Here is a 19,116-nt window from a genome sequence, read left to right as displayed (position 1 = left end):
GCCCCCTGAAAACTTGCCTGCTCCCAGGCGAGAAGTCCCGTATGCCCTAACAAGGAGACCCACCATGAAGAAAGCTGAAAGGCTGATAAAACGCACCTTGCCGGCAATGGCCGGAGCTGCTGCCGCCGCCCTGTTCCTCGCAGGCTGTGGCGGCGCATCGGTAAACCAGGCCGCTGCGGCCGGCGGTGCCACGGGAACGCCCTGCGGCAATGTGAACGTCGCCATGAACGCGTGGGTGGGTTACACCGCTGACGCGGCCGTCTACAGCTACGTGGCGAAAAACAAGCTCGGCTGCAGCGTCGTCCAGAAGGACCTTAATGAGCAGGTTTCCTGGCAGGGCTTCGCCTCGGGGGAAGTGGACCTCATTATCGAAAACTGGGGGCACGCCGACCTGGCGAAGCAGTACATCACCGACCAGAAGGTAGCCGTCGATGCCGGCCCAACCGGCAACGAAGGGCACATCGGCTGGTACGTTCCGCCATGGATGGCAGAGAAGTACCCGGACATCACCGACGGCCAGAACCTCAACAAATACGCGTCGATGTTCACGACGTCGGAGTCCGGCGGTAAAGGGCAGGTCCTTGACGGCGACCCCGCCTTCGTCACCAACGACGAGGCACTCGTGAAGAACCTGAACCTTGACTACAAGGTGGTCTTCGCAGGGTCGGAGGCGGCGCTCATCCAGTCGTTCCGGACCGCGCAACAGAACAAGACACCCCTTCTCGGCTATTTCTACGAGCCGCAGTGGTTCCTTTCCGAGGTTCCGCTGAAGAAGGTGAACCTGCCCGCGTGGACCGAGGGCTGCGATTCCAACCCCGAGAAGGTTGCGTGCGACTACCCGACCTACAAGCTCAACAAGGTCATGTCGAAAAAGCTGGCGGACAGCGGCTCGCCGGCCGCCAAGCTCGCCAAGGCATTCACCTGGACCAACGAGGACCAGAACTCGGTTGCTACGGATATCCAAGGCGGCATGACGCCTGAAGCGGCGGCAAAGAAGTGGGTGGATGCCCACCAAAGCGTGGTGGATGGTTGGCTTAGCTGACACGCGTTCCCAGGGCCATACCAGGGGAAGCAGCCCGGAGCATTTCAGCGCCGGGCTGCTTCCCTTGGTCCTTACAGCCGCGCACGCAAGCTCACTGAGCAGCCAGGCTTCCCCGCTGCGGCCGGGCAGCCGGGCCCATGCAGCGGACCTAGGCGTTAAAGAGCGCCTCGCGCACCGCATGCTCGAAGCCACTCACGTGGACCTTGGCAAGCTCGGAAGCCCGCTCCTCGTCTCCGTCGATAACGGCCCGGAGCAGATCGAGGTGTTCGCGCACGTGGTGCGACAGGTCCGGAAGGCGGTCGATCACCATGCACCAGATCCGCGTTGCCAGGTTGTCGTACCGGATCAGGATGTCCTCCAGGTGCGGGTTGGCGGCGGCGGCATAGATGCCTTGGTGCACCCGGGCATCCAGCTGCAGCGTCTCGGTTACGGTTGCCGCGGCAACGTCGAACGCCTCGACCTTCTCGAGCGTGGCCCGCAACCCGTCCCGGACCGCAGGGGAGGCCACCCTTGCGGCCCGGGCGGCCGCAAGGGGCTCAAGCTGGGCACGGATCTCCGAGATGAAGGAAAGGTCCGTCACGTCCACCCGGGTGGCGAAAGTGCCCCGCCGCGGGTAGGTCTTCACCAGCCGGTCCAGCTCCAGCCGCTTCAGGGCTTCGCGCACCGGAGTCCGCCCCATGCCCAGGTTTCTGGCAAGGAGTTCGTCGTTGAGCAGCTCGCCGGGTTTGATTTCCAGCATAAGCAACCAGTCGCGGATGCTCTCATAGGCGACATCTGCCAGCGACTTCCTGCCGTCGTCGTCCCCCACCGCCAAAGCTCCAATTGCCATGCTGAGCCCCTTCTTCGCAACTTGGGAAAAACTATTGACCTCGCCTATGGCCCAGTATACGCTGACATCCAATCTAATATATCAGTCCGCAGCTTTTGAATATATCTAGTAGAAGGAGGAGGGACATGACCCTCATCGCAACAGCTTCAGCAACCGCTACCCTGCCAGCGCTCAAGGAAGAGCCGGCACGGAAGTTCGTTCTGACCTTGTCCTGCCGCGAGCAGGCCGGAATCGTGCAGGCCGTGACCACATTCCTCTTTGAGCGTGGCTTCAACATCGACGAACACCAGCAGTTCGATGACAGCCTGCGTGAGACACTCCACCTGCGCACCGCGTTCTCCGGCTCCCACGACTACACGTCGGCGATGCTCGAAGAGGAGTTCGCCGGCATCGCCAGCCGCTTCGACATGAAATCCAGCTTCCACGACCAGACCCCCAAGCGGGTCCTGGTCATGGTGTCCAAGTTCGGCCACTGCCTGAACGACCTCATCTTCCGCTGGCGCGGCGGCAGCCTCGGCGCAGAGTTGGTGGCGGTCGTTTCCAACCACGAAACCCACCGCGCCATGGCGGAAGCCGCCGGACTGCCCTTCATCCACGTCCCTGTCACCCCGGACACGAAGGCCGATGCCGAGCGCCGGCTCCTGGACCTGGTGGATGAGTACAACGCCGACCTCGTGGTCCTGGCCCGCTACATGCAGGTGCTCTCGGACGACCTCTGCCGGGCACTGGAGGGACGGGCCATCAACATCCACCACTCGTTCCTCCCCGGTTTCAAGGGCGCACGCCCCTACCACCAGGCCTACGACCGCGGCGTCAAACTGGTGGGTGCCACCGCCCACTACGTCACGGCGGACCTGGATGAGGGTCCAATCATCGAGCAGGAAGTCATCCGCGTGGACCACACCTATGGTCCGGCGCAACTGTCCACCGTGGGCCAGGACGCCGAAGCGCTGGCCCTCTCCCGCGCCGTCCGCTGGCACTGCCAGCACCGTGTGCTGCTGGACCAGACCAGCACCGTGGTGTTCCGGTGAGCACCGGCCCTTACCCAGGCACAATCCGTAAAGCAGCAGGAGAGACTACCTTGGAATCGTCGCCACGCATTGTCATTATCGGAGCCGGCATCGTCGGCACCAACCTCGCGGATGAACTCGTCACGCGGGGCTGGAACAACATAACCGTCCTGGACCAAGGGCCCCTCACCATGCCCGGCGGCTCCACCTCGCACGCCCCGGGACTGGTCTTCCAGACCAATCCCTCCAAGTCCATGGCCCTGTTCGCCAAGTACACCGTGGAAAAGTTGCTGTCCCTGACCGAGGACGGAACCAGCTGCTTCAACCAGGTGGGCGGCCTGGAAGTTGCCACCACCGAAACCCGCCTCTCGGACCTGAAGCGCAAGCTCGGTTACGCCTCCGCCTGGGGCATCGACGGCCGGATCCTCTCCCCGGCGGAGTGCAAGGAACTGTACCCCCTCATTAACGAGGAGGAGATCCTGGGTGGCCTGCACGTCCCCAGCGACGGCCTGGCCAGCGCGGCGCGGGCCGTGCAGCTGCTGATCAAGCGCACCGAGGCTGCCGGCGTGAAGTACCAAGGCAACACCACCGTCACCGGCATCGAACAGTCCGGCCGCCGCGTCACTGGCGTCCAGACCTCCGACGGGGTGGTCCCGGCAGACATCGTGGTCTCCTGCGCCGGCCTCTGGGGTGCAAAGATCGGCGAAATGATCGGCATGACCGTCCCGCTGCTCCCGCTGGCCCACCAGTACGTCAAGACCACCCCGGTCCCGGATCAGAAGGGCAAGAACGAGCTGCCCAACGGCGCATCGCTGCCCATCCTGCGCTACCAGGACCAGGACCTCTACTACCGCGAGCACGGGGACCGGTACGGCATCGGTTCCTACGCCCACAAGCCCATGCCCGTGGACCTTGACGAACTCGGCACCTTCAAGCCGGACGAAATCAGCGAGCACAACATGCCGTCGCGGCTGGACTTCACGGTGGAGGACTTCCTCCCCGCCTGGGAGGCCACCAGACAGCTGCTCCCCGCCCTGCGCCAAAGCGAAATCGAAGACGGCTTTAACGGCATCTTCTCCTTTACCCCTGACGGCGGCTCCCTCGTTGGCGAGTCCAGGGAACTCGACGGCTTCTTCGTTGCCGAAGCCGTCTGGGTGACCCACTCCGCCGGCATCGCGCGCGCTGTGGCCGAACTCCTGGTGGACGGCAGATCCTCCATCGACCTGGGCGACTGCGACATCCACCGCTTCGAGGACGTTCAGTTGACGCCCGAATACGTCAGCGAAACCTCGCAGCAGAACTTCGTGGAGATCTACGACGTCCTGCACCCGCTGCAACCCAAGCTCTCCCCGCGCAACCTGCGCGTTTCCCCCTTCCACGCCCGGCACAAGGAACTGGGCGGCTACTTCCTCGAAGGCGCCGGCTGGGAACGGCCCTACTGGTTCGAGGCCAACGCCGAACTGCTCAAAGAAATGCCCGCCGACTGGCAGCCCCCGGCACGCGATGCCTGGTCCGGGATGTTCAGCTCCCCCATCGCCGCGGCCGAGGCCTGGAAGACGCGCACCGCCGTCGCCATGTACGACATGACTCCGCTGAAGCGCCTCGAAATCTCCGGCCCCGGCGCCCTGAAGCTGCTCCAGGAACTCACCACCGCCGAGCTGAACAAGAAACCCGGGGCGGTCACCTACACGCTGCTGCTTGACCATGCCGGCGGCATCCGCAGCGACATCACCGTGGCCCGCCTGTCCGAGGACACCTTCCAGCTGGGCGCCAACGGCAACATCGACACCGCCTACTTCGAACGCGCCGCCCGGCACCAGACCGAAGGCGGCGGCGCCGGCGATTGGGTCCAGGTCCGCGACACCACCGGCGGCACCTGCTGCATCGGCCTGTGGGGTCCGCTGGCCCGGGACCTGGTCAGCACCGTCAGCAGCGACGACTTCTCCAACGACGGCCTGAAATACTTCCGTGCCAAGAAGGTGGTTATCGGCGGCGTGCCGGTCACCGCCATGCGCCTGTCCTACGTCGGTGAGCTTGGCTGGGAGCTGTACACCAGCGCCGACAACGGCCAGCGGCTCTGGGATGCACTGTGGAAGGCGGGCCAGCCGTTCGGCGTCATCGCAGCCGGGCGGGCAGCGTTCAGCTCGCTCCGCCTGGAAAAGGGCTACCGTTCCTGGGGCACGGACATGACCACCGAGCACGACCCCTTCGAAGCCGGCCTGGGCTTCGCGGTAAAGATGGCCAAGGACAGCTTCGTCGGGAAGGCCGCCCTGGAAGGCCGCACCGAGGAGAACTCAGCGCGTCGCCTGCGCTGCCTCACGGTCGACGACGGCCGCAGCCTGGTGCTCGGCAAGGAACCGGTGTTCTACAAGGACCAGGCAGTTGGCTACGTGACCAGCGCCGCCTACGGCTACTCGGTCCGGAAACCGATCGCCTACTCCTACCTCCCCGCCGACGTTTCGATCGGCGATTCCGTGGAGATCGAATACTTCGGGCGCCGGATCGTCGCCACGGTCACGCAGGACCCCCTGTACGACCCCACCATGACCCGGCTCCGCGGGTAGGGCCATGATCAGCTCAGAGTCACTCAGAAGCTACCTCGCCCGGCTGGCCGCCAAGCAGCCCACGCCCGGCGGCGGTGCTGCCGCGGCGCTGCACGCGGCCCAGGGTGCAGCGTTGGTGGCCATGGTGGCGCGGTACACCACCGGCGCCAAGTACGAGCAGCACGCACCCCTGGTGCAGCGCATCACGGCGGATGCCGACGGCCTTATCGAGGAGGCGCTGCACCTGGCCGAGGCGGACGAGGCGGCCTTCCAGGCAGTCATCGACTCCTACAAACTCCCGTCCGGGACGGCTGAGCTCAAGGCCGCCCGTGCAGCCGGGATCCAGTCCGCACTCATCCAGGCGGCTGAAACACCCGCCCGGCTGGTCACGTTGTCCGGCGAGATCGTGGACCTGGCCACGGAGCTGTACGACGTCGCCAACGCCAACGTCATCAGCGACGTGGCAGCGGCCGCAGATGCCGCCAGGGCAGCCGCCACTACTGCACGCGTGAACATCGACATCAACGTTGTGGCAGTCAAGGATCCGCAGGCACGCGCCCGGCTTGCGCGGCAGACGGACGGCATTGAGGAAAAGGTGGTCTTGGCGGCAGATGCCCTCTCGGCCCGCGTGCGCGAAAGGATCCTTGGTTGAGCACCACAGTACTTTCCGGGAAGCCGTTGGCCGGTTTGTTCCACCAGGAGGTCCAGGCACAGGTCAGGTCGCTGGAAGTTGAGGGCGTCCGCCCGGTCGTGGCAGTGGTCATGGCAACCGGCGACGAATCAACGCACTGGTACGTCCGTTCCATCCAGCGGGCAGCAGAGCGCGCCGGAGTCGGCTGCCGGATCATCGACCTGGGACACGACGCAACGGAGCCGGTCCTGGCCGGCATCCTGCGGGACCTCAGCGCCGAACCCTCCGTCAACGGCATCATCCTGCAAACACCCCTGCCTCCGGGAGTCCGGACCGACAACCTGGTGGGCCTCATCGCCCCGGAAAAGGACATTGACGGCGCCAATCCACTGAGCCTGGGACGCCTTGCCGTCGGCCAGCCGGCCTTTGCACCGGCTACCGCGCGCTCCGTCGTCGAAATCCTGGAGCATTACCGGATTCCGCTGGCGGGCAAGGGCGTTGTGGTGGTGGGCCGGTCCGCCGTGGTGGGCAAACCATTGTCCCTCCTGCTGCTGGCACGCGACGCCGCCGTGACGGTCTGCCATTCCAGGTCCGGGCCGCTGGCGCGCTATACGAAGGATGCCGATGTGGTGGTGGTCGCCGCCGGCCGCGCCGGACTGCTGGGAGGCAGCGACGTCTCCTCCCAAACAGTGGTGGTCGACGTCGGCACGAACGTCCTTCCCGACGGCTCGCTGGTGGGTGACGTAGACGAAGCCAGCGTCACCGGGACAGCAGCAGCGCTCACTCCGGTTCCCGGCGGCGTGGGCTCAGTGACCACGGTTTTGCTGCTCCTTCACACCGTAGAGGCAGCACGCAGGCAAGTGTCATCCCCGCCGCTGGCGCCCGAGGCCCCGGAGCTCCAGGTCCTGGAAGCCGCAGGCTAGGAACGCCACAGCGTTGGCAACGGGCGTCCCGTTCTCCGTGAAAGGTGCTTCGATGGGCCTAAGACCTGGGGAGGTATTCCTCATCGAAGCACCGTTTTCGGAAAACGGGACCCCGCAACAGCCGTGCCCGGAGCGCGCAACAGGAACGCTTACGGGCTACGTCTTTCTCAGGACACACTCTTGACATTGGGTGTGGGCTAGCGCACGATTTTGTTGCATACAGCGAACGTTGTTGATCATCACGGAACGTAAATCTCCTGGATATGCTCCTCCCGCCCTTCCGAGGCCACCCGCGATGGCATGGAAGCAGCCGGACAGAATTTATGAAGGCCGATCCGAGGGGGAGCCCGGCCCGCAACTCGGCCGCACACGCTGCCGCATCCACGCGGCAGCGCCAGATCACTAAAGGAAACTGTTTATGACTATCAAAGGTGCCAGCACCATCGATCAAAGCAGTGCCGAAGGGACCAGCTCGAAGTTCAAACGCCGCTTCATGGTGCGGCTCGTCGCTGTCTTCATCGGCGGGATGTTCCTCGACGGCTACATCCTCGGAATCATCGGACCCGTCACCGGCCCCATGCGGTCAGACCTCCAGCTCGACGCACTGTCCCTGGGCATGATCGCCGCAGGCCCGCTGGCCGGTATCTTCGTCGGCTCCCCGCTGGCCGGCTGGGCTACTGACAAGTTCGGACGCAAGCCCATGTTCCTCGTGGACATGGGCCTGTTCCTGGTTGCCTCAGCGGCCCAGTTCTTCGTAACCTCCGGAGACGGTGCCGTGATCCAGCTGGCCATCATCCGGTTCATGATGGGTGTCGCGATCGGCGGCGAGTACTCGATCGGCGGCCCCTTGCTGTCGGAGTTCTCTCCTCCAAAGCTCCGCGGGCGGTTGCTCGGGCTGACCCTGATCGCCTGGTACGTCGGTTTCATGATGGCATTCATCATCGGCACGCTCCTGCACGAGGCCGGCACCCCCTGGCGCCTCGTCATCGGGACGAGCACCATCCTCGCGTTCGTCCTGTTCCTCGCCCGCATCGGCCTCCCCGAATCGCCAAGCTGGCTCATCACCAAGGGACGGCGTGACGAAGCACTGGCGATTGCCCACAAGTATGTCGAATCGCCGCAGATGCACGACAGCATCACCGAGGAGATCGACCTGCGGATGATCCAGGAGGCCCAGGCCGCAAAGGGCAGGACCAAAATCAAGAACGCCTCCTTCGGAATGCTGTTCTCGAAGGAACACTGGCGCGCCACCGTCTTCACTTCCGGTTTTTGGTTCTGCGCGGTCACTCCGTACTTCGCGATCGCGACCTTCGCCGACGACGTGCTCACGCAGTTCGGCTTCGGCGGCGGCTGGGCCGGTGGAGTGGGCTTGTCCGCCCTTGCGGCCGCGGGTGTCGTCACCAGCGTGCTCCTGATTGACAGGCTCGGCCGCCGGATCCTCACCGTGCCCGGGCAGTGGCTCTGCGCAGGCATCCTGCTGGTCATCGGGGTCTGGGCTGACGCGCCGGCAATCCTGGTGCTGGCCCTGTTCCTCGCCTTCTCCTTCTTCAACGCCGGCTACACCACGTTGACCCAGGTCTATCCGGCCGAGGTATTCCCCGGCGACCTGCGCGGCATCGGCATGGGCTTCGCCGCGGCCTTCAGCCGCATCGGAGCCGCACTCGGCACCTTCGCCCTGCCGTGGGCGATCAGCAACATCGGCATGGGCCCAAGCATGGTCGTGGCAGCCGCCGTCGCATTACTCGGCGCAATACTCTCGCAATGGCTCGCGCCTGAGACGAAGGGGCGCACCCTCGCCGAGATCTCAACCAACTTCTCGCACTGACACCGGGCAACCGACCGCAACCCACAGGAGGCCTTCGCCGCACCAGCGGCGGAGGCCTCCGTCATTCCCGCCCTTCCCGGAGCCAGCCTGAACCCGCTGAAACAGTGACGGCAGCCGCAGCAACAATGCCGGAAACCCTTGACATTCCTTGTGAGCTACGCCACCGTGTTGCATATAGTGCTGCGCGTTGCTTATAGCGAAGCGCGGAGCCACGCACCAACCAGGAGAACCACGAACCATGAGCGCATCACCCCGCGTCGTCATCATCGGAGCCGGCATTGTCGGCACCAACCTCGCCGACGAGCTGGCAAGCCGCGGCTGGAATGACATCACCGTCGTCGAACAGGGCCCGCTGGAGCTGGCAGGCGGCTCCACGTCGCACGCTCCGGGCCTCGTATTCCAGAACAACCCGTCCAGGACCATGACGGAATTCGCGACCTACACCGTCAACAAGCTGCTCGCCCTGGGCAAGGATGGCCAGTCCTGCTTCAACCAGGTGGGCGGCCTTGAACTGGCAACGACTCCGGAGCGCCTGGCTGACCTCAAACGCAAGATGGGCGTGATGACCTCCTGGGGCGTCGAAAGCCGGATCGTGGATGCCGACGAGTGCGAAAAGATCTACCCCCTGCTGACCACGGGGAAGCTCAGCGGCGGCCGGGAAGTCCTGGGCGGCCTGCTCATCCCCACCGACGGCCTCGCCCTGGCGGCCCGCGCCGTCCAGCTGCTGATCGAGCGCACGCGCGAACACGGCGTCACCTACCGCGGGTCCACCACCGTCACCGGCATCGCCCGTGAGGGCGGCAAGGTCACCGGCGTCGAGACCTCCGCCGGACTCATTCCTGCCGATATCGTGGTGTCCTGCGCAGGGTTCTGGGGCCGTGAGCTCGGCAAGATGGTGGGCCTGGAGGTGCCGCTGCTGCCGCTGGCCCACCAGTACGCGGTCACCACGCCTCTCGCCGAACTTGAGGGCGTCAACGAGCTTCCCAACGGCGCCGGCAAGCCCATCCTTCGCTACCAGGACAAGGACCTGTACTACCGCGAATGGGGCGACCGCATCGGCATCGGCAGCTACGCCCACCGGCCGATGCCGGTGGACATGTCCGCACTGCCGAAGGTCCCGGCCGGGGAGATGTCCGACCACCGCATGCCCTCCCGGCTGGACTTCACCCTGGAAGACTTCGTTCCCGCGTGGGAGGACAGCCAGGACCTGCTGCCGGCACTGCGCAGCACCGAAATCCAGGATGGCTTCAACGGCATCTTCTCCTTTACCCCCGACGGCGGCCCGCTCATGGGCGAAGCACCGGACCTCGAAGGCTTCTTCGTGGCCGAAGCCGTGTGGGTCACGCACTCCGCCGGCGTTGCGAAGGCCATGGCAGAGCTGATCATCGACGGCCAGCCGCAGACAGACCTGCACGGCTGCGAACTGACCCGTTTCGAGAAGGTGCAGACCTCGGACGCCTACGTCAGCGAAACCTCGCAACAGAACTTCGTGGAGATCTACGATGTCATGCACCCGCTGCAGCCGCGTGAATCCCCGCGCGACCTGCGGGTCAGCCCCTTCAACGTCCGCCAAAAGGAGCTGGGCGCGTTCTTCCTGGAATCCGCCGGCTGGGAACGCCCGCACTGGTTCGAAGCCAACCGCGCGCTCCTCGAAGAACTCCCGGCCGAATGGCAGACCCCGGAGCGGGACTCCTGGTCCGCAATGTTCCACTCCCCCATCTCCGCCGCCGAAGCGTGGAAGACGCGCACCGCCGTCGGACTTTACGACATGACGCCGCTGAAGCGCCTCTCCGTCGCCGGCCCGGGCGCGCAGGCACTCCTGCACCGGCTCAGCACGGGCAACATCGCCAAGAAGCCGGGTGCCGTGACCTATTGCCTGTTGCTGGCGGACGACGGCGGCATCCGCAGTGACGTGACCGTGGCCAGGCTGGCGGAGGAAGAGTTCCAGTTGGGCGTCAACAGCAACGTTGACTTCGACTACCTCCGGGTGGAAGCCCGCCGGCAGTCCGCCGCCGACCCCGGCCAGTGGGTCCACGTCACCGACATCACCGGCAGCACCTGCTGCATCGGCCTGTGGGGTCCCCTGGCCCGCGAAGTGATTGGCAAGGTCAGCACCGACGACCTCACCAATGACGGCCTGAAGTATTTCCGGACCAAGGAAATCTCGGTGGGCGGCATCCCCGTCACGGCCATGCGGCTCTCCTACGTCGGCGAACTCGGCTGGGAGCTCTACACCACCGCCGAGTACGGTTTGAAGCTCTGGGACCTGCTGTTCGAGGCGGGCCAGGAGCACGGCATCATCGCTGCCGGCCGCGGCGCCTTCAACAGCATGCGCCTTGAGAAGGGCTACCGGCTGTGGGGCACGGACATGACGTCCGAGCACCACCCGTACCAAGCGGGCCTCGGTTTCTCCGTGGCCAAGGACAAGACCGGATTCGTGGGCGCCAAGGCCCTGGCGTCGCTCCGCGAGCAGCCTGCGGCGAAGATGCTGCGCTGCCTGACGGTCGACGACGGCACGTCAGTGGTGCTGGGCAAGGAACCGGTGTACGTGGCCGGGGAAGCCGCTGGTTACGTCACGAGCGCGGCGTATGGCTTCACCATCGGCAAGCCCCTTGCCTACGCCTGGCTGCCCTCGTCGGTGTCCGAGGGGGACGCCGTGGAGATCGAGTACTTCGGCCGGCGCGTAGCCGCCACCGTCAGCGCCGAGCCGCTCTTTGACCCGGGCATGGAGCGCCTCCGCGGCTGATCTGCCCCATCCACCACAAGGTGGTTGGGCCTGCTTGAGACCGGCAGGCCCAACCGCCTCTTTTGTTGCCCGCGGAGCGCGCGCTGTTCCACCCCGGCATGCCAACGGCGGCACCCCTGCTGAGCGGGGCGCCGCCGTTGGAACCTTGCCGTTCTTCACAAACGGGAACCGCGCATCAGTTGTTGAGGTAGCCGTTCGGGTCCAGGACGTACTTCGTTGCCGCGCCGGCGTCGAACTCCGCGTACCCGCGCGGGGCGTCGTCAAGCGAAATGGCCTTGGCGTTGACCGCCTTGGCGATCTGGATCCGGTCATGGAGGATGGCCATCATCAGCTGCCGGTTGTACTTCATGACCGGGCATTGGCCCGTGGTGAAGGACAGGGACTTCGCCCAACCGGTTCCCAGAGACAGGGACAGGCTGCCCTTCCGTGCGGCTTCATCCGCGGCTCCCGGGTCCCCCGTGACGTAGAGGCCGGGGATACCCACGGAGCCGCCGGCGGTGGTGAGGTCCATCAGCGAGTTCAGCACGGTGGCAGGTGCTTCCTGGGCGCCGTGGCCGTGGCCGCGTGCCTCGAAGCCGACGGCGTCGATTCCGGAGTCGACCTCCCGGACGCCGAGGATCTGCTCGATCTGGTCTGCCGGGTCGCCGTTGGCCACATTGACGGTTTCGCAGCCAAAGGACCGGGCCTGGGCCAGGCGGTCCTCGTTGAGGTCGCCCACGATGACCACCGCAGCTCCCAGCAGTTGGGCGCTGGCGGCCGCGGCAAGCCCGACGGGGCCAGCACCGGCAACGTAGACGGTGGACCCGACGCCGACGCCTGCCGTGACTGCGCCGTGGAAGCCGGTGGGGAGGATGTCGGAAAGCATGGTCAGGTCCATGATCTTTTCCAGGGCCTGGTCCCGGTCCGGGAACCGCAACAGGTTCCAATCGGCGTAGGGAACCAGGACGTATTCCGCCTGCCCACCCACCCAACCGCCCATATCGACATAACCGTAGGCAGAGCCGGGACGGTCCGGGTTCACGTTCAGGCAGATCCCGGTCTTGCGCTCCTTGCAGTTCCGGCAGCGCCCGCAAGAGATATTGAACGGGACGGAGACGATGTCCCCCACCTTGACGAATTCGACGTCGGGTCCGGTCTCAATGACTTCGCCGGTGATTTCGTGGCCCAGGATGAGGCCGGCAGGGGCCGTCGTCCGGCCGCGGACCATGTGCTGGTCCGAGCCGCAGATGTTGGTGCTCACGGTGCGCACGATGACCCCGTGCGGCACCTTCCGGCCGACGTTGGCGGGATTGACACCGGGGCCGGCCTTCAGTTCAAACGACGGATACGGGGTATCGATGACCTCGACAACCCCGGGCTCCTTGTACGCAACGGCTTTGTTACCTGACATGGGCGTGGCTCCTATGGTTAGGGTTCAATTGCCACGGAAGGCCTGACGCCGGCTGCATCAGACCTTCCGTGTGGTTATGACTTTCACTTGCGGTAAAACGTGGGACGGCGCGCGGCGCCGGCGGCTCAGGGAAGCGGCTAGGCGTCGATCACCATGTCGGTGCGCGCGGTGGAGCAACAGGGAAGGAACTTGCCGGCATCGATTTCCCGTTTGCGGATTCCACCCTGGTGGTTCATGTCGATCTCCCCGGACAGCTTGACCACCTTGCAGGAGCCGCACATGCCCTCCTTGCAGTTGGCGCCGATCCGGACACCGGCCCGCTGGGCCACACCCAGGATGGGTTCCTGCGGGTCGATCCGCACATTGATTCCGGTGCGCATGAAGGACAGGGTGAGGCTGCCAGTTCCCACGGTGTCGAAGCTTGACGCATCCGGGGTGGCGGCTTCGGTTGCGGCTTCGGCGGCTTCCACGGACGCGGCTTCCGCGGAGGCCGGGGCTGCAGCTTCCAGCGCCAGCCACGTGGCCTGCAGGGTTCCATCCTCGTCGTAGCCGGGCTCATAAATCCCGAACGCCGCCGGCTGGCCCTCGAAGTAGTCCTCGGCGGACTCCGCGATCTCGTCGGCGATTTCCTCGGCGATGTCCGCCGCCAGGGCGAGCTCGGCCTGGTATTCGAGGAGGGTCTGCCGGTCGCCGGAGAAGAACTCCATGTAGATGGAGGTATCGTCGACGCCCACGTTCCTGAGCAGTTCAGTGGCGGTGTTCAAGTACCCCTCGGGTCCGCAGGCGTACACCTGCCGGCCGTTGGCGTCCGGCGCCACCTCGTCGATCATGGCCGCCGTCAGCCGTCCGGTGAAGCCCTCCCAGTCCTCGGGCCTGCCGCGGTCGCCCAGAGCGTAGAAGACCTTGACGCGCGAGTCCACCGACGCGATGTAGGCCAATTCCCGGTGGAAGGCGAAGCCGCCGGCTTCCGCGCCGTGGTAAAGCACCACCACATCGGCGGTTCCGGGCAACGAGTGGATGGTGCGCAGCATCGACATGATGGGGGTGATGCCTGCGCCGGCGGCCAGGAAGAGGTACCGTGCCCGCCGATCGGCGTCAGGCAGGTGGAATGCCCCGACAGGTCCCAGCATGTCCAGGACAGTTCCGGGCCTGACGTTCCCGTGCACCCACGGGGAAACCAGTCCACCCGGGTCGCGCTTGACGGTGACGCTGAAGGTCCACGGTTCCGTGGGTGAACTGGACAGCGAGTAGCTGCGGTCCACCGGTTCCTGGTCCTCGCCGTTCACGGGGAAAGCGATATTCACGTACTGGCCCGCGCGGAACGCCAGGGGCGCACCGTCGCAGCGGCGGAAGACGAAGGTCATCATGCCGCCGGCTTCGGGAACGGTTTCGACGCATTCGGCCATGAACTCCTGCGGATGCCACGGGCCCAGCGCCTTGGCTGCACTGGCCGGGCCTTCCATGCTGCCCATCACCCGGTTCCACGGCATTTCAAGGCCGCGGATGCGCTGTGGTTCCCGGACCGGCGCCTGAGTGAGGACGTCAATCATGCCAAGTGCTCCTGCACGCGCTGGACGTACCAATTGATGAAGGCCTCCACCTGGTATTCGCTCTTCATGTAAGGGCCGGGCTCGTACGCGGGGCTGGCAGCACCCTGCTGGCACAGCTCAACGAACGCCTTGTCCTGCAGGTTGGTCTGCTTCCAGGTGTAGGTGAGCTTTTCGAGGTCGTAGTCAACGCCTTCCTCGGCGTCGTCAGCCACCAGCCAGGTGGTGCGGACCAAGGACTGGTGCTCGTTGATGGGGAAAACACCGAACGTGATGACGTGGTCACCCAGGAAGTGGAACCAGCTGTTGGGCTGCAAGTGCATCGAGCAGCGGCCCAGGCGGAAGTCCCGAAGGTCGCCGAGCAGCTTCTTGGAGAGCCTGCGGCCGTCTGCGGAGAACGACTCGCCTTCGCCGTCCAGGGATTCGCGCGAGATGCGGATACCGGCAATGCGGGTGTCGAGTTCCTCCACCACCTCGTAGGGCAGGCCGTAGCGGCGGCACCGCTCCTCGAGGGAGGACTGGGCTTCCTTGTTGCGGTCCCAGACCTCTTCCAGGTGGGCCGGGATCAGTCCCTCGGTCAGGCCCCACGTGGGGAAGAGCGAGCAGGCGAGTTCCGGGTGGCCGTCGCAGTGGTAGCACTCACGGTTGTTCTCCATGACGAGCTTCCAGTTGCCCTCTTCGATGATGTTCTGCTGGTAGGCAATCTTGGTCTTGGACAGGTCGTGGGGCGCGAGGTAGGGCTCGAAAATCTTGGCGGTTTCGTCGAAGTCTGCGGGTGGCTCGTCAGCAATGCAGACGAAGATGAGCCCGGCAACCTCGCGGCTGTGGGCGCGCTTGAGGGCAAAGCAGTTCTTGTCGAACTTGGCTTCGCCGGGGGCGGATGCGTGGATCAGGTTGCCCTCGGGGGAATACGTCCAGGAGTGGTAGCCGCAGACCAGGTTTCCGGTGGAACCGGCGGCTTCGGTCAGGACGCGGGCACCGCGGTGGCGGCAGACGTTGTGCAGGACATTGACGCCGCCCTCGTCGGTGCGCAGCACGATCAGGGAGTAGGGTCCGTAGTCGACCGTGATGTAGTCGCCCGGCTCCGGCAACTCGGCAACGCTGCCGGCAAAGATCCAGTGCTGGCCGAAGATGGCTTCCATGTCGAGCTTGAAGATTGTCGGGTCAGTGTAGAACGGGGCATCAAGGGAGTAGCCGGTGCGCCGCAAAGCAAACAACTCGGTAATTTCGGCCAGCTGCTCGGCAGGCAATGTTGAGGCGAGCTTTCCGCGTGCGCTGAGGGGCGCATTCACTGAGGTAGTCATGTGTTTCCTCCCGATAGGGCTGGGCATGGGGCGATTTGTGGGTGGATACGGAGCAGGTGGGGCACAAGGGGTGTTCAAGACGTTCTGTCAACGAATGTGGGGAGGTTCATCAGCAACAGAAGCGACAACTCCGGAATAAAACTGAAGCGCCTAACGCAACAACGATCACCATATGCAACAGTGTGACTCCAGCCACGCTCACTGTCAATCAATTTCGGATATGACGAAAAAGCATGGCCGACATGGTTGCGGGGCCGGATGCGCCGGTGCAGGCGCAGGAGATGGCGGTCGCGGCGGAGATCGGGTGTGTTTGGCCCTGGGTCCGCGCGCCGTGTCGTCGTTCCTGACGGCCTCGCACGGCGTAGTTACCTCATTGCCGAGGACATTGGAGGGGCTGCAGGCCGGGACCCTGTCGTGGCAGCATGCGGTGGTGATGGCGGATGAGACGCGTACCTTGATGCCGCGGGGGCGGCCGGGTTGGAAGCCCACTTCCTGGACCATGACGCCCCGGACCCGGTGCGGGGATGACCGGTGGGGCGGTTGCCGGCGCACCGGTTCAAAGCCAAGGCCCGGACCTGGCGGGAACGCCACCACGCCGAGAGCATCGAGAAACGCCACGTCGAGGGGGTGTCAGATCGGCGGGTAGAATTCCGGGCGGACCAGGACGGGATGGCCTGGCTCTCCGCGTTTCTTCCCGCGGACCAGGCCCTGGCGGGGTGGAACCGGCTCACCGCGATCGCTCGTGGCAAGGACCTTGACCCGAAAGCCGGTCCCGACGGGAACCACCCGGCATAAAAACCTGTGTGGGGAACGGCGACGGCGGCACCCGGCACCTGCCGGACTGCCGCCGTCGTCATTGCCCGCACCGGCGCACCTTACCCATCCGGTGGGGCTAGGCGTGCGTTCCGGCCAGCTCCCCTGCAGATTCCCCGGCAACCGCAGGCTCTCCCCGGTGCGGCTCGAACCTGACGAACATGGCCTTGAAGCCGGGGGTGTTGGATACGCGGGCCACGTTTTCCTTGTGGACCAGCGCGTTCGCTTCGGGGAAGTACGCGGCCGCGCAGCCCTTGGCGGTGGGATAGGCCACCAGCCGGAACTTGTCTGCCCGGCGGTCCACGCCCTGGAAGGTGCTGACGACGTCCACGAGTTCCCGGTCCTGGAATCCTTGCTCGGCGAGGTCCTCAGGGTGGATGAGGATCACGCGGCGGCCGCCGGAGATGCCGCGGTAGCGGTCGTCCAGGCCGTAGAACGTGGTGTTGTACTGGTCGTGGCTGCGGATGGTCTGCAGCACCAGGTGCCCCGGCGGCGGGGTGAGGTATTCCAGCGGGCTGACGGTGAACCGGCCGCGGCCGATGTCGGTGGCGAAGGAGCGGGTGTCGCGGGGCGGGTTGGGCAGCACGAAGCCGTTCTTGCTCCGCACCCGCGCGTTGAAGTCCTCGAAGCCGGGCAGGACCCGGGCGATGTGGTCGCGGATCACGTCATAGTCCTCGGCCATTGCCTTCCAGTCCACTGGGTGGTCCGGGCCAAAGGTGGCCTCCGCCATCCGTGCCACGATGACGGGCTCAGCCAGCAGGTGCTCGGAGACTGGGGTGAGGCGGCCTTGGGTGGAGTGGACCACGGACATCGAGTCCTCCACGGAGAGGAGCTGTGCGCCGTTGGGATGCTTGTCGTCCTTGTCGGTGCGGCCCAGGGTGGGCAGGATCAGTGACGTGCGGCCGTGCACCACGTGCGAGCGGTTGGGTTTGGTGCTGATGTGCACGGTCAGCCCGATCCGCTGCATGCCCGCTTCCAGCGCCTCGGTGTCAGAGCAGGCGAGCGAGAAGTTTCCGCCCATGGACACGAATACGTCCACCTCGTTCCGTTCGAATGCCTCCATCGACTCCACGGCGTCGTAGCCGTGGTGCCGCGGAGACGTGATGCCGAACTCGGCGTCCAAGGCCTGCAGGAGCCACTCCTTGGGTTTCTCCCAGATGCCCATGGTCCGGTCGCCCTGGACATTCGAGTGCCCGCGGACCGGGCAGGCGCCGGCGCCGGGCTTGCCGAAGTTGCCCTGCAGCAGCAGGACGTTGACCATTTCCTTGATGGTGTCCACCGAATGCGGCTGCTGCGTCACGCCCAGCGCCCAGCAGAAGATCGAGGCCTTGGACGCCACCAGCATCGCCGCGACCTTCTCAATCTGGCCCCGGGTGAGGCCGGTGGCCTTCTCGGTTTCATCCCAGTCCAAGGTGCGCCGGGCGTCGCGGTAGGCATCGAACCCGTCCGTCTGGGCGGCAATAAAGGAATGGTCGACGACGGTCCCCGGGTTGGCTGCCTCGGCCTCCAGCAGCAGGTGGCCGAGCGCCTGGAACAGCGCCAAGTCCCCGCCCACCTTGATCTGCAAGTACTCATCGGCCAACGGCGTCCCGCCGCCCACCACCCCGGAAACGGTCTGCGGGTCCTTGAAGTTGAACAGGCCGGCCTCGGGCAGCGGGTTCACGGCCACCACCTTGCCGCCCTTGTCCTTGCACTCCTTCAACGCGGACAGCATCCGTGGATGGTTGGTGCCGGGGTTCTGGCCCACCACGAAGATCAGTTCGGCGTCGTGGATGTCATCCAGGGAGACCGTGCCCTTGCCAATGCCGATGGTCGGGTTCAAAGCCGAGCCGGAGGACTCGTGGCACATGTTGGAGCAGTCGGGGAGGTTGTTGGTGCCCAGGGACCGTGCGAAGAGCTGGTACAGGAATGCGGTCTCATTCGCGGTGCGGCCGGAGGTGTAGAAGACGCTGCGCTCCGGGGTGGTCGCCCGGAGGTGTTCACCGATCAGCTCGAACGCGTCAGCCCATGAGATCGGCGAGTAATGCGTCTCCCCTTCGCGGATCACCACCGGTTCGCTCAACCGGCCCTGGTTGCCCAGCCAGTACTCGGTCTTCTCCGAGAGTTCGGCGATGGAGTGTTGGGCCCAGAACTCCGCGCCGACTGTACGCAAGGTGTTCTCCTCGGCCACCGCCTTGGCGCCGTTCTCGCAGAACTCGGCTGCTTTTCGCTTCTTGTCCGATTCCGGCCACGCGCAGCCGGGGCAGTCGAAACCGCCCCGCTGGTTCAGTCGCAGCAGCGACTGCGCCGTCCGGGCCACACCCGCCTGCGCCACCGCACGCTCGAGCGCAACCATGACGGCCTTGACCCCGGCCGCCTCCGTTTTGGGTTTGTGGACCGAAAGATCGTCCTCATTGATGTCCGCAACGGGGGCGGGCTGCTTGCCGAACTTCATCGTTCCAACTTCCTAACCGGCTTGTGCTGATGGATCGCCGGCGGAGGCGCGCCGGGTCCTCCCAGCGCGCCTCCGCCGG

Annotated in this window: 12 protein-coding genes and 1 pseudogene; 8 read left to right on the top strand and 5 right to left on the bottom strand. The window is 65.5% G+C overall.

The features are described from left to right. Positions 1–64 precede the first annotated feature (64 nt). Positions 65–1,042, top strand: a complete 978-nt coding sequence (locus DC347_RS11980) for an ABC transporter substrate-binding protein (RefSeq protein ID WP_206073928.1) — start codon at positions 65–67, stop codon at positions 1,040–1,042. Positions 1,043–1,190: 148 nt separating this feature from the next. On the opposite strand, the gene DC347_RS11975 is transcribed toward DC347_RS11980, so the two are convergent. Beyond that, positions 1,191–1,871, bottom strand: coding sequence for a GntR family transcriptional regulator (locus tag DC347_RS11975; protein ID WP_109045596.1), 681 nt, complete (start codon positions 1,869–1,871; stop codon positions 1,191–1,193). Between the two features lie 125 nt (positions 1,872–1,996). Between DC347_RS11975 and purU the strand changes: the two genes are divergently transcribed. From purU to DC347_RS11945, 6 genes are all read left to right on the top strand, one after another. Further along, complete coding sequence (purU, locus tag DC347_RS11970; RefSeq protein ID WP_018760845.1) at positions 1,997–2,902, top strand: formyltetrahydrofolate deformylase; 906 nt, start codon at positions 1,997–1,999, stop codon at positions 2,900–2,902. 50 nt (positions 2,903–2,952) lie between these two features. Next, entirely contained in the window at positions 2,953–5,445 is a 2,493-nt protein-coding gene (locus DC347_RS11965) for an FAD-dependent oxidoreductase (protein WP_109045595.1), read from the top strand. A 4-nt stretch (positions 5,446–5,449) separates the two neighbouring features. Beyond that, positions 5,450–6,076 (top strand): cyclodeaminase/cyclohydrolase family protein, encoded by a 627-nt coding sequence (locus tag DC347_RS11960; protein WP_109045594.1) that lies wholly within the window; start codon positions 5,450–5,452, stop codon positions 6,074–6,076. Beyond that, positions 6,073–6,978 (top strand): bifunctional 5,10-methylenetetrahydrofolate dehydrogenase/5,10-methenyltetrahydrofolate cyclohydrolase, encoded by a 906-nt coding sequence (locus DC347_RS11955; protein ID WP_109045593.1) that lies wholly within the window; start codon positions 6,073–6,075, stop codon positions 6,976–6,978. The genes DC347_RS11960 and DC347_RS11955 overlap by 4 nt, the downstream gene beginning before the upstream one ends. Positions 6,979–7,396: 418 nt before the next feature. Further along, the gene (locus DC347_RS11950) at positions 7,397–8,803 is read left to right on the top strand and encodes an MFS transporter (protein ID WP_109045592.1); all 1,407 of its coding nucleotides are present in this window, start codon (positions 7,397–7,399) and stop codon (positions 8,801–8,803) included. A gap of 238 nt (positions 8,804–9,041) precedes the next feature. Next, positions 9,042–11,549, top strand: coding sequence for an FAD-dependent oxidoreductase (locus tag DC347_RS11945; protein WP_109045591.1), 2,508 nt, complete (start codon positions 9,042–9,044; stop codon positions 11,547–11,549). A gap of 175 nt (positions 11,550–11,724) precedes the next feature. On the opposite strand, the gene fdhA is transcribed toward DC347_RS11945, so the two are convergent. From fdhA to DC347_RS11930, 3 genes are all read right to left on the bottom strand, one after another. Beyond that, positions 11,725–12,939, bottom strand: coding sequence for a formaldehyde dehydrogenase, glutathione-independent (gene fdhA, locus DC347_RS11940; protein ID WP_109045590.1), 1,215 nt, complete (start codon positions 12,937–12,939; stop codon positions 11,725–11,727). Positions 12,940–13,076: 137 nt separating this feature from the next. Then, a complete protein-coding gene (locus DC347_RS11935; RefSeq protein WP_109045589.1) occupies positions 13,077–14,489 on the bottom strand; it encodes a ferredoxin reductase in 1,413 nt (470 codons plus the stop codon). After that, on the bottom strand, positions 14,486–15,790 hold the full coding sequence (locus DC347_RS11930) for an SRPBCC family protein (protein WP_109045588.1): 1,305 nt from the start codon (positions 15,788–15,790) through the stop codon (positions 14,486–14,488). Before DC347_RS11930 ends, DC347_RS11935 begins: the two co-directional genes overlap by 4 nt. Positions 15,791–16,035: 245 nt before the next feature. Here DC347_RS11930 and DC347_RS11925 point away from each other — a divergent pair. Further along, positions 16,036–16,534, top strand: a pseudogene (locus DC347_RS11925) (endonuclease); the annotation flags it as partial. A gap of 148 nt (positions 16,535–16,682) precedes the next feature. Here DC347_RS11925 and DC347_RS11920 read toward each other — a convergent pair. Continuing rightward, positions 16,683–19,037 (bottom strand): FdhF/YdeP family oxidoreductase, encoded by a 2,355-nt coding sequence (locus DC347_RS11920; RefSeq protein ID WP_109045587.1) that lies wholly within the window; start codon positions 19,035–19,037, stop codon positions 16,683–16,685. Between the last annotated feature and the right edge of the window lie 79 nt (positions 19,038–19,116).

Source organism: Pseudarthrobacter sp. AG30, assembly GCF_003116525.1.
In the GTDB taxonomy this organism is placed as follows: domain Bacteria; phylum Actinomycetota; class Actinomycetes; order Actinomycetales; family Micrococcaceae; genus Arthrobacter.
Note: the sequence above shows the minus strand (reverse complement) of the source record. Positions and strands in the feature narration are given on the sequence as shown.